The organism is Protaetiibacter intestinalis (assembly GCF_003627075.1).
Taxonomy (GTDB): Bacteria; Actinomycetota; Actinomycetes; order Actinomycetales; family Microbacteriaceae; genus Homoserinibacter; species Homoserinibacter intestinalis.
In genome coordinates this window covers 2141597-2154518 of record NZ_CP032630.1, presented here as the reverse complement: position 1 = coordinate 2154518, position 12922 = coordinate 2141597, and the positions used below count along the sequence as shown (strand labels likewise).

The window sequence follows — 12922 nt, the reverse complement described above, 5'->3', positions numbered from 1 at the left end:
GGGTTCGAACTGCTCCCGTGCGCGTGGGGGCACACTCCGGCAGAAAGCTCTGGATGGGGATCCGTCGCGCCTGATAGAGGGTCGGGCTGCGCGGCTCCAACACACTATTCTGGCACGACCTGAGGGGTGGTGCCACTCACCCGCGGCGCGGGGCGCCGCCGGGACAGCGCGACCCCCGTCAGGCACAGCACGCCGCCGACCACCGCGAGCACCGTCGGCACCTCCTGGAACACCGCCCAGCCCGCGAGGATCGCGATCGGCGGCACGAGGTAGGTCGAGATGCCGAGCTGCCCCGCGGGCACCCGGGCGAGCGCGTACCCCCACGTCGTGAAGGCCAGGGCGGTGGGCACGACGCCGAGGTAGACGACGCCCCACAGCGCCCCCGCGGACGCGTGCGTGGCCTCCGCGACGAGCTGGCCCGCGAACGGCAGGCACGCGAGCAGGCCGATCGCGCATCCGAGGAAGGTGACCTGCACGGCGGGCAGCCGCCGCACGAGCGGCTTCTGCGCGAGCACCCCGGTGGCGTAGGTGACGGCCGAGGCGAGCGCCCAGAGCACTCCCGCGACATCCACGTGGCCGCCGGCGCCGAACACGCTCGTGGCGAGGCCGATGAGCACGACACCCGAGAACGCGACGCCCGCGCCGATCGCGAGCCAGCGCGGCACGCCCTCGCCGAGCAGCACCCCCGCCCCGAGCGCGATGAGGATCGGCCCGATGCCGACGATCATCGCCGTGGTGCCCGCGTCGAGCGTGTGCTCGGCGAGGTTGAGGGTCACGTTGTAGGCGCCGAACCAGGCGACGCCGTAGAGCAGCAGCAGCGCCCACTCGCGCCGTGTGGGGCGCAGCCAGCCGCGGGTGACGAGCGCGAGCACGCCGAGGGCCGCCGTACCGATCGCGAGTCGCCCGAGCGCCAGCGCACCGCCCCCGATCTCGGGGGCGACGCCCCGGATCACGATGAAGGCGCTCGCCCAGGCGAGGATCGTGAAGGAGATCGCGGCGATCACGAGCGGGGAGAGGCGGATGCGGGGCATCCGGTCACGCTACGCGCGGCATCCGACACCCGATACGCCTCATTCCGCCAGATGACAAGCCATTCCCGCCACGGCCCCCCGGATGCCAGACTCACCCGCATGGAGCTCGCCTTCGCGCCGTCCCGGCGCAGCACGGTCGGGGTCGAGTGGGAGCTGATGCTCGTCGACCCGGCCACCGGCGAGCTCGTGGGCCGAGGGCCGGAGATCATCGAGCAGGTCACGGCATCCGCATCCCCCGACGCCCGGCACACCGCCACGGCCGAGCTGCTCACCAACACCGTCGAGATCACGAGCGGCGTGGGGCGCGACGTGCCGGAGGCGATCGGCGACATCGCCGCCGCGATCGCGGCGCTGCGGGTGCAGACCGACCCGCGCGGCATCGAGCTCATGTGCGCCGGCAGCCACCCCTTCGCGAGGTGGTTCGACCAGGCGGTGACCGACAAGACGAGGTACCACACGCTCGTCGAGCGCACCCAGTGGTGGGGTCGCAACATGATGATCTGGGGCGTGCACGTGCACGTCGGCGTCGAGGACGTGCGCAAGGTGATGCCGCTCATCGGGGCGCTCGGCTGCTACCTGCCGCACCTGCAGGCGCTCAGCGCCTCGAGCCCGTTCTGGGCGGGCGAGCGCACCGGCTACGCGTCCAACCGCGCCCTCGTCTTCCAGCAGCTGCCGACGGCGGGCCTGCCGTGGCCGCTGCCCGACTGGGCGGCGTACGAGGGCTACCTCGACGACATGGTGCGCACGGGCGTCATGGAGGATGCGACGGAGGTGCGCTGGGACATCCGCCCGGCTCCGCGCTGGGGCACGATCGAGGTGCGCGCGTGCGACGGCGTGTCGACGATCGCCGAGCTCGCCGCGATCGCCGCGCTCACCCAGAGCCTCGTCGAGCACCTCTCACGGGAGCTCGACGCGGGGCGAGAGCTGCCCGTCCTGCAGCCCTGGTACCACCGCGAGAACAAGTGGCGGGCGGCGCGCTACGGACTCGACGCGGAGCTCATCGTCGACCGCGCGGGCGTCGAGCGCCCCGTGGTCGCCCACCTCGAGGAGCTGCTGGATGTGCTGCTCCCGGTCGCCGCGGAGCTCGGATGCCGCGACGAGCTCGAGGGCGTGCGCACGACGCTCGCGACGGGCGCGAGCTACCAGCGGCAGCTGCGCGTGGCGGACGACGCGGGCGGCGACCTGCGCGCGGTCGCCGCCCACCTCATCCGCGAGTTCCGCGGAGCCCCCGGCTCCGCGGGGTGAGCGGCGCGCCCCGAGGTATCACCGTCCGCCGCATCCGCTCCTCTTCTGCGACGGCCCCGTGCGGGGCCGGCGAAAGAAGGAGAGTCATCATGTGGGATCCCGAACACTTCCCCGGCGCCGACAACGTGCCGTGGCAGCTGCTCATCCGGGCGCGTTTCACGCACCAGCTCGACGCGGTGATCGCGTCGCAGGTGGTGCGGGTGCTCGCGACCGTACTTCCGGCGAAGAGCGCCGTCGCGCTCTCGCACGCGGCGACCGCGGCCGTGGCCTCGGTGCCGCGGGAGAAGGCCGGAGCGGAGGGCACCGTGCGCGCCCTGTCGGCGTACGACGACTTCTGGGACTGGTGCGGCACGAAGTGGCCCCGCCCCTTCCCGCCCCGTCGCTTCGAGGACTTCTCCGACCCGTTCGTGGTGCTCGCGATCGAGAAGGCACGTGAGTTCGTCGGCGCCGGCTCGCCCGAGCTCCAGAAGGGCCTCGGCGCGGCGCTCGACGAGGTGGCGGGCGGCTTCGCCCGCTGATCCTCTGTCAAACGCTGCAGCGTCAGCCCTCGCGCGCCGGCGATCACCGCCGCCGGGAGCCCGGCGCTGCAGCGTTTGACACCCCTCTCAGGCGCCGAAGGAGGCTCGCCAGGCGAGCAGCTGCTCGAGCGGGGCGAGGTCGTAGTCGGGGCCGGATGCGGACGCCTCGAACAGGCGCACGCCGAGCGCGTACTGACGCTCGAGCACGTGCGGGTCGAGCGACCCCATCCCGCGCACCGAGACGCCCGTCGAGATCTCGATCTCGCCCCGGTCGCGGCCCACCGCGGCGCAGTGCTCGTCGAGGATGGCGAGCTTGCGCTCGAGGGTCTCCGGGTCGGAGAACGAGTGCCAGATGTCGGCGTGCTCGGCCACGAGCCGCAGGGTCTTCTTCTCTCCACCGCCCCCGATGAGGATCGGGATGCGCCGGGTCGGCGCCGGGTTCAGCATCTCCCAGCGGGCCCGGATGCGCGGCAGGTCCTCCGCGAGCGCGTCGAGGCGCGAGCCGACCGTGCCGAAGTCGTAGCCGTACTCCTCATAGTCGCGCTCGAACCATCCGGAGCCGGTGCCGAAGATGAACCGGCCCACCCCGCCCTTCGCCGAGATGTGGTCGACGGTGCGGGCCATGTCGGCCTGCAGGTCGGGGTTGCGGTACGAGTTGCAGTTCACGAGCGGGCCGAACTCGATGCGGGACGTGCTCTCGGCGATCGCCGCGAGCATCGTCCAGGCCTCGTAGTGCAGGCCGTCGGGATCGCCCGAGAGCGGGAAGAAGTGGTCCCAGTTGAAGACGACGTCGGCGCCGAGGTCCTCGACGCGGCGCACCGCATCCCGGATGACGGCGTAGTCGGCGTGCTGCGGGGCGAGCTGGATGGCGATTCTGATCGGCTTGTCGGTCACCCGTCCACGCTAGCGGCGGCCGAGCATCCTCTGCAGGGCGGCCAGCTCCTCCTCGGTGGGGGGCTTCTGGCCTCCACCGGCGCCGAGGCCGAAGCCGGAGCCCGAGGGAGCGGATGCCGCGCCCGGCTTGACGCCCTGGGCGATCGCCGCGTTCTCGGCGGCGCGCTTGGCAGGGTTGCCGGAGCGCGAGCCCTTCTTCTTGGCCTGCTGCTTCTTGCCGCCGTGCGCGCCGGGGATCGGGCCCATGCCGGGCACCTGCGGCACGCCGCCCTTGGCGACCGTCTTCATCATCTTGGCGGCCTGCTCGAAGCGCGCGACGAGCTGGTTGACGTCCGTCACGGTCATGCCGGAGCCCTTGGCGATGCGCAGGCGCCGCGAACCGTTCAGCAGCTTCGTGTTCTGCCGCTCGGCGGGCGTCATCGACTGGATGATCGCCTCCGTGCGGGTGAGTTCGCGCTCGTCGAAGTTCTCGAGCTGGTCCTTCATGCCGCGGGCGCCGGGCAGCATCCCGAGCATGCCCTTGAGCGAGCCCATCTTCTTGAGCTGCTGCATCTGCCCGAGGAAGTCGTCGAGCGTGAAGGAGTCGGTGCGGAACTTCTCCGCGACCTTGAGCGCCTCCTCCTCGTCGAACGCGGCCTGCGCCTGCTCGATGAGGGTGAGGATGTCGCCGAGGTCGAGGATGCGGGACGCCATGCGGTCGGGGTGGAAGGGCTCGAAGTCGTCGAGACCCTCACCCGTGGAGGCGAAGATGATGGGCCGGCCGGTGACCGAGGCGACCGAGAGCGCGGCGCCGCCGCGCGAGTCGCCGTCGAGCTTGGTGAGCACGACGCCCGTGAAGTCGACGCCCTCCTGGAAGGCGCGCGCCGTGTTGACGGCGTCCTGACCGGTGAGCGAGTCGATGACGAACAGCACCTCGTCGGGGTCGACGGCCTTCCGGATGTTCGCGGCCTGCTTCATGAGCTCGGCGTCGATGCCGAGGCGGCCGGCCGTGTCGACGATGACGACGTCGAACTGCTTGCGCTCGGCCTCCGCGACGCCGTTCTTGGCGACCTTCACCGGGTCGCCGACACCGTTGCCGGGCTCGGGCGCGAACACGGGCACGCCCGCCTGCTCGCCCACCACCTGCAGCTGGGTGACGGCGTTCGGACGCTGGAGGTCGGATGCCACGAGCAGGGGCGTGTGCCCCTCCTTCTTGAGCCACTTCGCGAGCTTGCCCGCGAGGGTCGTCTTGCCGGCACCCTGGAGGCCCGCGAGCATGATGACGGTCGGCGGCTTCTTCGCGAACTCGAGCTTGCGCTGCTGCCCGCCGAGGATCGCGACGAGCTCCTCGTTGACGATCTGCACCACCTGCTGGGCGGGGTTGAGCGCCTTGTTGACCTCGTCCGAGAGGGCGCGCTCGCGCACCCTGCCGGTGAAGTCCTTCACCACCTCGAGGGCGACATCCGCGTCGAGCAGGGCGCGACGGATCTCGCGCACCGTGCCGTCGACATCCGCGGGGCTGAGCTTGCCCTTGGTGCGGAGGTTCTTGAAGGTCTGAGTGAGCCGGTCGGAGAGCGTGCCGAAGGTTGCCATGACCGCCTTATTCTAGGCGCCGTGGGCGCGGGGGTTTCGATACGCCCGCTCCGCGGGCTACTCAACCCGCGGGGGTGGCGCGGTAGCGTGGCGGGATGAGCGTCATCCTGGGCTTCGGCGGTCGCGAGCCGCGCATCGACGAGACGGCGTGGGTCGCGCCGAACGCGACCGTCATCGGCGACGTCGTGCTGCAGCCGGGCTCCTCGGTGTTCTACGGGGCCGTGCTGCGCGCCGACAGCGACACCATCACGCTCGGCGCGGGCTCGAACCTGCAGGACAACGTCGTCGTGCACGTGGATGCGGGCGTGCCGACCACGATCGGTGCGGGCGTCTCCGTGGGCCACGGCGCCGTCGTGCACGGCTGCACGGTCGAAGACGACTGCCTCATCGGCATGAACGCGACGATCCTCAACCACGCGGTCATCGGGCGCGAGTCGCTCGTGGCGGCCGGGGCGCTCGTGCTCGAGGGCACCGTCGTGCCGCCGCGGTCGCTCGTCGCGGGCGTGCCGGCGAAGGTGCGCCGCGAGCTGAGCGACGAGGAGGTCGCCGGCATCCGCCGCAACGCCGAGATCTACCTGGGGCTCTCCGCCCGCCACCGGGAGCTCACGTGACGGATGCGGCACCCGGCGAGCCGCGCACCTTCCACCCGTCCTGGCCCGCCTTCCACCGACGGATGCTCGTGCGGCTGCTCTGGCTCGCCCCGCTGCTGCTCGTGGCGGTCATGGTGGCCGCCTGGCCGAGTTTCGGGCTCGCGCTCGTCGTGCTCGGCGCCGGCATCCTGCTGACGGGGCTCGGTCTCGCCGTGTACTTCGCCCGCGCCCAGGCGAGCGTCGCGGACGGCGAGCTGCGCATCCGGGGTGTGCTGCACACCCGACGCTGGAGCGTGCACTCGATCGGCGCGCTCGTGTTCGTGCCGCTGCCCGGCACGCGGCGGCCGACCCTGTACGGGGTCTCGCCCGTGCGCGAGCGGATGTTCGCGCTCTCGGCCGAGCTGTGGGAGGACGCCGAGCTCGAGCAGCTCGCGACGGCGATCGGCGCCCCCATCGTGCGGGCGCCCGCGGGGCTCACGGCCATCGACCTCACGGAGCGCTACCCCGGCACGATCGGCTGGACGACGCGGCACCCGTGGCTCGTCGTGGCGCTGCTCACGGGCGGCACGGTCGTGCTCATGCTCACCGTCGCGGTCATCTCGACGATCGTGTTGATCGCCACCGGCCAGGTGACGCTGCCGACCGGCTGACGCCTCAGGCGGTGCGCAGGGCGGCCAGCAGCTGACCGGCCAGCTCGGGGCGGATGGGGTAGCTCGCGCTGAACGACAGTCGCGTCGCGAGGCCGCCGAACCGGGCGCGCAGCTGCGCGGCGACCTCGGCGGGCGAGCCGACCGCGGCGAACGCCGCCAGCATCTCGTCGTCGACGTGCTCACCCATCGTCTTCCACTCGCCGCGACGGGCGGCCGCGTTGAGCTTCTCGTGCACGCCCTCCCAGCCGTGCAGGGCGAGCACCGGCAGGTAGTCGGGGGTCGAGCCGTAGAAGGCGATCTGCCCCTTGGTCGCCTGGATCGCCCGGGCGAGCTCCTCATCCGTCTCGCCGATCGCGACGAACGCGGGCACGCTGATGCCGAGCGCCGCCGCGTCGCGACCCGCGGATGCCGCCCCGCGCTCGAGCGCCGGACGCGTCACCTCGCGCAGGTAGCGCTCGGTCGTGAAGGTGTGGGCGAGCAGGCCGTCGGCGACGGCGCCCGCGGTCTCGGTCATCCGCTCGCCGACGGCGGCGATCCAGATCGGCGGGGTGCCGTGCGGGTTGGGGCCCGGCGAGAAGAACGGTGTCATGAGGGTGTGGCGGTAGTGCTCCCCGTCGAAGGCGAGCTTCTCACCCGTCTCCCACGCCGACCAGATGGCGCGCACCGCACCGACGAACTCCCGCATCCGGGCGGCGGGCGCCGACCACGGCATCGAGAAGCGGCGCTCGATGTGCGGCTTCACCTGCGAGCCGAGGCCGAGGATGAAGCGGCCGCCCGAGACGAGCTGCAGGTCGTTCGCGGTCTCGGCGACCGTCATGGGGTTGCGCGCGAAGGCGACCGCGATGCCCGTCATGAGGTCGACCCGCTCGGTGCGCATGGCCGCGGCGGTGAGGGCGACGAAGGGGTCGTGCTTGGTCTCGGCGGCGAAGATGCCGTCGTAGCCGGCCGCCTCGAGGCCGGCGGCGCCGTCGGCGAAGGTGCGGGGTCCGGTGCCGGGGTCGCCTCCCGCGTCGATGAGGAAGGGGGTGCCGGTCGTCGCGTCGTCGCTCACCCGGCCATCCTGCCGCATCCGCCCCGCCGCGTCCGCGTGGCTTGTGCGGGCCCGACATCCGTGCTCGCCGGGAGTTCCGACGTCATGCAGGAGTTCCTACAGACCGGGGCGTCGCGACGGCTAGCGTGGGCGCATGACGGCGCGACTCGAGCGGAGGCTGCGTGCCGCGTTCGGCGGGCGGGTCGTCGTGGTGACGGGCGCCTCGCGCGGGATCGGGGCCGCGGCGGCCCGGATGCTGGGGGCGGCCGGCGCCCGGGTCGTGCTGCTCGCGCGGGATGCCGAGGCGCTCGAGGAGCTCGCGAGCGGCATCCGTGCGGCGGGCGGCGACGCGGCGACCGTCCCGCTCGAACTGCGCGACGCGACCGCCACGGCCGAGACCGCGCACCGCATCCTCGCCGAGCACGGCGCCCCGGCGCTCGTGCTCGCGAACGCCGGCCACTCGATCCGCCGTACGGCGCGCGACTCGGCGGGCCGCGCGCACGACGTGCAGCGCACGGTCGCCGCGAACTACACGGGGCACGCGGCGCTGCTGCTCGAACTGCTGCCCGCCATGCGGGCCTCCGGGCGCGGACGCGTCGTGGTCTCGTCGACCGCGGCGCTCGCCGTGCCGGCCCCCGGCTGGTCGGCGTACGTCGCCTCGAAGGCCGCGCTCGAGCGGTGGATCCGCGACGTCGACGCCGAGACACGGCCCGAGGGCGTGACGTTCGGCGCGGTGCGGCTGCCGCTCGTGCGCACGGCGATGAGCGCACCCACGGCCGCCTACCGCGAGGCCCGCGCCATGTCGGCCGATCGCGCGGCGCGGATGCTGCTCGTCGCCGCGCTCGGACGGCGGCGGCTCGTGCAGGCGTGGTGGGTGGGCCTCGTCGGCTTCGCGGCGACACTCGCACCGGGCCTCGCCGAGCGGGTGGGACGGCGCTGGCAGCGTCGGCTGGCCGCGGCGCAGGAGGCGGGGTGACGACCCTCCGGCCCGGCCCGTCCGCCACCCCGCGGGCGGCCGCGCACCTCGTCCGGCTGCTCCTCGCGACGGGGCCCGCGGCGCTCGGCTGGGGCGCCGCCGCGCCCGTCGCGGTCGCGGCGCGACGCGACCGCGATGCCGTGGCCCTCATCCGCGGAGCCGAGCGGCTCACCGCGGGCGCCCTCGCCGAGCGCGTGCGGGAGCGCGCCGCCGAGCTCGCCGTGCAGCACTCCCCCGGAACGCGGCTCGGCGTGGAGCTCGACGGCGGCATCCCGGGGCTCGTCGAGCTGCTCGCCGCGGTGGTCGCCGGGTGCGACGTCGTGCCGCTCGGTCCGCGCCTCGCCCCGGAGGAGCGCGCGGCCCACGCCGACCCGGTGGTGGGTGCGCCGCGTCGCGGGCCCGGGCGCGTGCGGACGCTGTCCTCCGGTACGACGGGCGTCCCCCGCCCCGGGGCCGGCCGGCTCGGCATCCGGCGCCTGCTGCAACTGGCCGACCTCGACCGCCGCATCGCCCCGCCCGACGGCGCGCTGCTCGTGCTCGCTCCGCCCGACCACGGGCACGGCCTGAGCGCCGTGCTCGCGGGCCTCGCCCACGGGCGGCCGGTCGTGCTCGGCTCCGGGCTGCCGCTCGAGGAGCAACGGGCGCTGCTCGCGGAGACCCCCGCGACCGTCACGGGGGTGCCCGCGCAGCTCGCCCGCCTCGACGCACCGGGCGCGTGGCGGGGGGTGCGGCTCGTCGTGAGCGGCTCGTCGCGGCTCGACGCGGGGCTCGCGGAGCGGATGCGCGCGGAGGGTGCACGGGTGCTCGACGCCTACGGCACGACCGAGGCGGGCACCGTCGCCCTCGACGGGCGCCCGCTCGCCGGATGCCGCATCCGCCTGGCCGCGGACGGCGCGATCGTGCTGCGCTCCCCCGGCGCGCGGGGCTGGCGGCATCCGGGCGACCGCGGCGAGCTCGTCGAGGGCCGGCTGCGCGTGCTCGGCCGCACGGACGGCAGGCTCGACCACGGGGGCGAACTCGTCGACCCCGCCCGCACCGCGGCGGTGCTGCGGGCGATCCCCGGCGTGCGGAGGGTGCGCGTCGAGGCCGAGCCGCACGAGCTGCTCGGCCACGTGCTGACGGCCGAGCTGCACGTCGACCCGTCCGCGGGGCTCGACGCCGACCGCATCCGCTCGCTCGCCGAGCCGCGCCTCGACGCGGCCCACCGCCCGCGCCGCCTCACCCTGCGCTGAGCGACACCGCGCGCCGGGTGGGCACGTCAGCCGATGAGCTGCTGCGCGAACGCGTGCGGCGTGAAGCCCGTGAGGTCGCCGATGCCCTCGCCCTGGCCGACGAGCTTCACGGGGATACCGGTCTTCTCCTGCACGGCGAGCACGAAGCCGCCCTTCGCCGTGCCGTCGAGCTTGGTGAGCACGAGCCCCGTGACGCCCGCGTGCTCGAGGAAGGCGTCCGCCTGGGCGAGCCCGTTCTGCCCGGTCGTCGCGTCGAGCACGAGCAGCACCTCGGCGATCGGCTCGAGCTTCTCGACGACGCGCCGCACCTTGGCGAGCTCGTCCATGAGGCCCGACTTGTTCTGCAGGCGCCCCGCGGTGTCGACGAGCACGATCTCGACGCCCTCGCGCTGCGCGAGTTCGACCGTCTGGAACGCGACGGATGCCGGATCCTGCCCCGCCTGCTGCGGCCGCACGATGCGGGCGCCGGCACGCTCGGCCCACGTCGCGAGCTGCTCGACGGCCGCCGCCCGGAAGGTGTCGGCCGCGCCCACGACGACGCTGCGCCCGTGGTTGGTGAGGAACTTCGCGAACTTGCCGATCGTCGTCGTCTTGCCGACGCCGTTCACCCCCACCACGAGCACGACCGCGGGACGATTGCTGAGGGTGAGGGTCGAGTCGAGGCGCGCGAGGCGCTCCTCGATCGTCTCGCGCAGCATCCGCTGCAGGTCCTTCGGGTCGGTCGTGCGGTAGCGCTCCACCTTGGCGCGCAGCTCGTCGACGATCGTCTCGGTGAGGTCGGGCCCGAAGTCGGCCCCCAGGAGCGCCGACTCGAGGTCGTCCCAGGTGCCCTCGTCGATCGTCGCCTTCGCGAACATGCCGCGCAGCGCGCCGCCGAGAGACCAGGATGCCGCCATGCGCCCAGGCTACCGTCCGGCCGCTGGCAGGATGGTCGGGTGACGCTCGCCTTCATCCGCCATGGCCAGACCGACTGGAATCGGGACGACCGCATCCAGGGTTCGAGCGACATCCCGCTCAACGACACGGGGCGCGAACAGGCGCGGGACGCCGTCGAGATGCTCGCCGACTGGAGCTGGGATGCCGTGGTCAGCTCGCCGCTGTCGCGGGCGCGCGAGACCGCGCAGATCGTCGCCGACGGCCTCGGTCTGCCGCTCGGACCCGCCTACCCCGAGCTCGCGGAGCGCGACTACGGCCCCCTCGAGGGCGCCCCGAGCACGGAGACGATGGCGCGCTGGCCGCGCCGCGACTACCCCGGCGCCGAGCCGCTCGACGCGGTCGTCGAGCGCTGCCTGCGCGGACTCGCCCGCATCGACGAGGACTACCCCGACCAGAACGTCGTGGTGGTGTGCCACGGCACGATCATGAAGTACACGCTCATCCGCCTCACGGGCCACCCCGTCGACGTCATCCTCAACGGCACCGTGTCGGCGATCGAGCGCGAGGGCGACGCCTGGCGCGTGCTCACCATCAACGGCGAACCGGTCGGCTGAGGCGCCTCAGCCCCCGGCCGGGGCGGGCCCCGCGGCCTTCCGGCGCCGCTCGATCACGACGTCGACCGCCCACGCCCCCACCGCGAGCGCCGCGAGCCCCACGAACAGCAGCAGCCAACGGCCGAATCCGCCGCCGATCTCGCCCCACGCCTCGGGGATCGTGAACATCACGAGCACGAACGCGGCCGCACCGACCGCGTAGGCGACCGCCCACACCCACTTGCGCCACGCGAACAGCACGGCCCCGTCGAGGGCGAGCAGCGGCAGCAGCGCGAGCGGCAGCGTCGAGATCCCCTCCACGACGACGCCCGAGCAGAGCTCCACGACGCCGCGCAGCAGCACGCTGCCGGGCACGGCATCCGCGACCGGTGCGAGCGCGCTGAACCCGATCCAGGCGAGCCCGGCCATCGCGAGCGCGGCACCCGAGCCGAGCAGGATGACGAGGGCGTCCCGGGATGCCGCGAGGGTGATCGCGAAGGTGAGGCCGGCGACGAGGCCGAAGACGACACCCGGCTGGAAGTCGAGCAGCCGCGCGACGAGCACCGTCAGGGCGACGACCACGAGCGACCCCCAGCGGAAGGTGATGCGCGGGCGCGCGTCGGGCTGGATGCGACGCAGCACGCCGATGACGAGCAGCCAGCCGACCACGTTGAGCAGCACGAAGGAGATGAGCGCGGTCACGAGCAGCCGCACCGACATCGGGTTGGGGCCGAACGCGGGGTCGACGAAGCCGGAGATGATCGCGGCCGCCACGAATCCCGGCCACACGAGCCACGACGGCGCGCGACGTGCCGGGGCCCCGGCCGCGGCATCCGCGGCGAACGCCGCCTCGGCCGCCGAGCCGGGTCGCGGCGGCTTCGACACCCGGCGCCGCCGCCGCAGGTGCAGCCACCGCGCGAACCCGCTCCAGTGCTTCTCGAGCACCTTGTTGAACAGGTAGCCCGGGAAGCCGACGACGAGCATGAGGAACACGGCCGAGCCGCCGAGGAAGGCGAGCTGCGTCGAGCTCGGCAGGGCCTGCGCGATCGTGCGCAGCGAGCTCAGCACGCTCGGGTCGGATGCGCCGGTCGCGTCGACGGGCGCCCGGAGGTACACCGCGATCTCCAGTGTCGGCGCCTCGAGCCCCGGGTCGACGGCGCCGACCAGGCCGTCCTCGAAGTCGAACTCGATGATGTTCTCGCCGTCGCGGGCGTCGCTGAAGCGCGTGATGATCTGCGAGGGCGGCGGATCCCAGCCGCGCAGGCTGCTCGCCGCCATCCGGTCGTTCTCGGTGCGGCCGTCGGATGCGGTGGCGGAGATCATCTCGGTGCCGTCCAGCCAGCCGGCGTCGGCGAAGCGCTCGAGGATGCCGATGGCGTCGCCCGCGCCGATCCCCGCCCACAGCAGCGTGTAGGAGATGTCGTACCGGCCGTCCTCGAACGGGCGGTCGGCGATGCGGGTGGCGCAGTCCCACCCCGTGCCGCGCAGGGGCTCCGGCACGAAACGCTGCTGCAGCTCGAAGATCGAGTACCCGCCCTGCGCGAGGGAGGCGTCCGCGCAGTCCGCCTCGTCGGCGGCGGCGGGCGAGGCGACCGCGATCGCGCCGAGCAGGGACGCCGCTGCCGCGAGCATCGCCGGCAGGGCGCGCCGCGGGCGTGGGGTCATGGGGGAAAGCTAGCGGAGCGGACCGCCGTCGCGACAGGGGTGCGGAGCGC

General features: G+C 73.8%; 13 protein-coding genes. 7 read left to right on the top strand and 6 right to left on the bottom strand.

Annotated elements, in window-relative coordinates:
* Window positions 1-104 precede the first annotated feature (104 nt).
* The gene (locus tag D7I47_RS10145) at window positions 105-1031 is read right to left on the bottom strand and encodes a DMT family transporter (protein ID WP_120762933.1); all 927 of its coding nucleotides are present in this window, start codon (window positions 1029-1031) and stop codon (window positions 105-107) included.
* A 99-nt stretch (window positions 1032-1130) separates the two neighbouring features.
* Here D7I47_RS10145 and D7I47_RS10140 point away from each other — a divergent pair, with 99 nt between their 5' ends.
* Together D7I47_RS10140 and D7I47_RS10135 are read left to right on the top strand one after the other, a co-directional pair.
* Complete coding sequence (locus D7I47_RS10140; protein WP_120762932.1) at window positions 1131-2276, top strand: glutamate--cysteine ligase; 1146 nt, start codon at window positions 1131-1133, stop codon at window positions 2274-2276.
* A gap of 89 nt (window positions 2277-2365) precedes the next feature.
* Entirely contained in the window at window positions 2366-2794 is a 429-nt protein-coding gene (locus tag D7I47_RS10135; protein WP_120762931.1) for a hypothetical protein, read from the top strand.
* Window positions 2795-2881: 87 nt separating this feature from the next.
* Here the strand turns inward: D7I47_RS10135 and D7I47_RS10130 are convergent, their stop codons facing one another.
* Entirely contained in the window at window positions 2882-3688 is an 807-nt protein-coding gene (locus tag D7I47_RS10130) for an LLM class F420-dependent oxidoreductase (protein ID WP_120762930.1), read from the bottom strand.
* A 9-nt stretch (window positions 3689-3697) separates the two neighbouring features.
* On the bottom strand, window positions 3698-5260 hold the full coding sequence (gene ffh / locus D7I47_RS10125; protein WP_120762929.1) for a signal recognition particle protein: 1563 nt from the start codon (window positions 5258-5260) through the stop codon (window positions 3698-3700).
* Between the two features lie 95 nt (window positions 5261-5355).
* Here ffh and D7I47_RS10120 point away from each other — a divergent pair, with 95 nt between their 5' ends.
* Both D7I47_RS10120 and D7I47_RS10115 read left to right on the top strand, forming a co-directional pair.
* A complete protein-coding gene (locus D7I47_RS10120; protein WP_120762928.1) occupies window positions 5356-5871 on the top strand; it encodes a gamma carbonic anhydrase family protein in 516 nt (171 codons plus the stop codon).
* Complete coding sequence (locus D7I47_RS10115; RefSeq protein WP_120762927.1) at window positions 5868-6500, top strand: hypothetical protein; 633 nt, start codon at window positions 5868-5870, stop codon at window positions 6498-6500. The genes D7I47_RS10120 and D7I47_RS10115 overlap by 4 nt, the downstream gene beginning before the upstream one ends.
* 4 nt (window positions 6501-6504) lie before the next feature.
* Here the strand turns inward: D7I47_RS10115 and D7I47_RS10110 are convergent, their stop codons facing one another.
* A complete protein-coding gene (locus D7I47_RS10110; protein WP_227000602.1) occupies window positions 6505-7551 on the bottom strand; it encodes a TIGR03617 family F420-dependent LLM class oxidoreductase in 1047 nt (348 codons plus the stop codon).
* 133 nt (window positions 7552-7684) lie between these two features.
* Here D7I47_RS10110 and D7I47_RS10105 point away from each other — a divergent pair, with 133 nt between their 5' ends.
* Both D7I47_RS10105 and D7I47_RS10100 read left to right on the top strand, forming a co-directional pair.
* Window positions 7685-8506, top strand: a complete 822-nt coding sequence (locus tag D7I47_RS10105) for an SDR family NAD(P)-dependent oxidoreductase (protein ID WP_120762925.1) — start codon at window positions 7685-7687, stop codon at window positions 8504-8506.
* Window positions 8503-9738 (top strand): AMP-binding protein, encoded by a 1236-nt coding sequence (locus D7I47_RS10100; RefSeq protein ID WP_157981698.1) that lies wholly within the window; start codon window positions 8503-8505, stop codon window positions 9736-9738. Before D7I47_RS10105 ends, D7I47_RS10100 begins: the two co-directional genes overlap by 4 nt.
* Before the next feature lie 26 nt (window positions 9739-9764).
* Here the strand turns inward: D7I47_RS10100 and ftsY are convergent, their stop codons facing one another.
* Complete coding sequence (gene ftsY, locus D7I47_RS10095; RefSeq protein ID WP_120762923.1) at window positions 9765-10634, bottom strand: signal recognition particle-docking protein FtsY; 870 nt, start codon at window positions 10632-10634, stop codon at window positions 9765-9767.
* Window positions 10635-10673: 39 nt separating this feature from the next.
* On the opposite strand from ftsY, the gene D7I47_RS10090 reads away from it, so the two are divergent.
* On the top strand, window positions 10674-11228 hold the full coding sequence (locus D7I47_RS10090; protein WP_120762922.1) for a histidine phosphatase family protein: 555 nt from the start codon (window positions 10674-10676) through the stop codon (window positions 11226-11228).
* 6 nt (window positions 11229-11234) lie between these two features.
* Here D7I47_RS10090 and D7I47_RS10085 read toward each other — a convergent pair whose 3' ends face one another.
* A complete protein-coding gene (locus D7I47_RS10085; RefSeq protein WP_120762921.1) occupies window positions 11235-12872 on the bottom strand; it encodes a hypothetical protein in 1638 nt (545 codons plus the stop codon).
* Window positions 12873-12922 lie beyond the last annotated feature (50 nt).

Excerpts from the sequence above, each read along its gene's own strand:
- D7I47_RS10085 (WP_120762921.1), bottom strand. The coding sequence starts at position 12,872 with ATGACCCCACGCCCGCGGCGCGCCCTGCCGGCGATGCTCGCGGCAGCG.
- ffh (WP_120762929.1), bottom strand. The coding sequence starts at position 5,260 with ATGGCAACCTTCGGCACGCTCTCCGACCGGCTCACTCAGACCTTCAAG.
- ftsY (WP_120762923.1), bottom strand. The coding sequence starts at position 10,634 with ATGGCGGCATCCTGGTCTCTCGGCGGCGCGCTGCGCGGCATGTTCGCG.
- D7I47_RS10140 (WP_120762932.1), top strand. The coding sequence starts at position 1,131 with ATGGAGCTCGCCTTCGCGCCGTCCCGGCGCAGCACGGTCGGGGTCGAG.
- D7I47_RS10120 (WP_120762928.1), top strand. The coding sequence starts at position 5,356 with ATGAGCGTCATCCTGGGCTTCGGCGGTCGCGAGCCGCGCATCGACGAG.
- D7I47_RS10135 (WP_120762931.1), top strand. The coding sequence starts at position 2,366 with ATGTGGGATCCCGAACACTTCCCCGGCGCCGACAACGTGCCGTGGCAG.
- D7I47_RS10145 (WP_120762933.1), bottom strand. The coding sequence starts at position 1,031 with ATGCCCCGCATCCGCCTCTCCCCGCTCGTGATCGCCGCGATCTCCTTC.
- D7I47_RS10105 (WP_120762925.1), top strand. The coding sequence starts at position 7,685 with ATGACGGCGCGACTCGAGCGGAGGCTGCGTGCCGCGTTCGGCGGGCGG.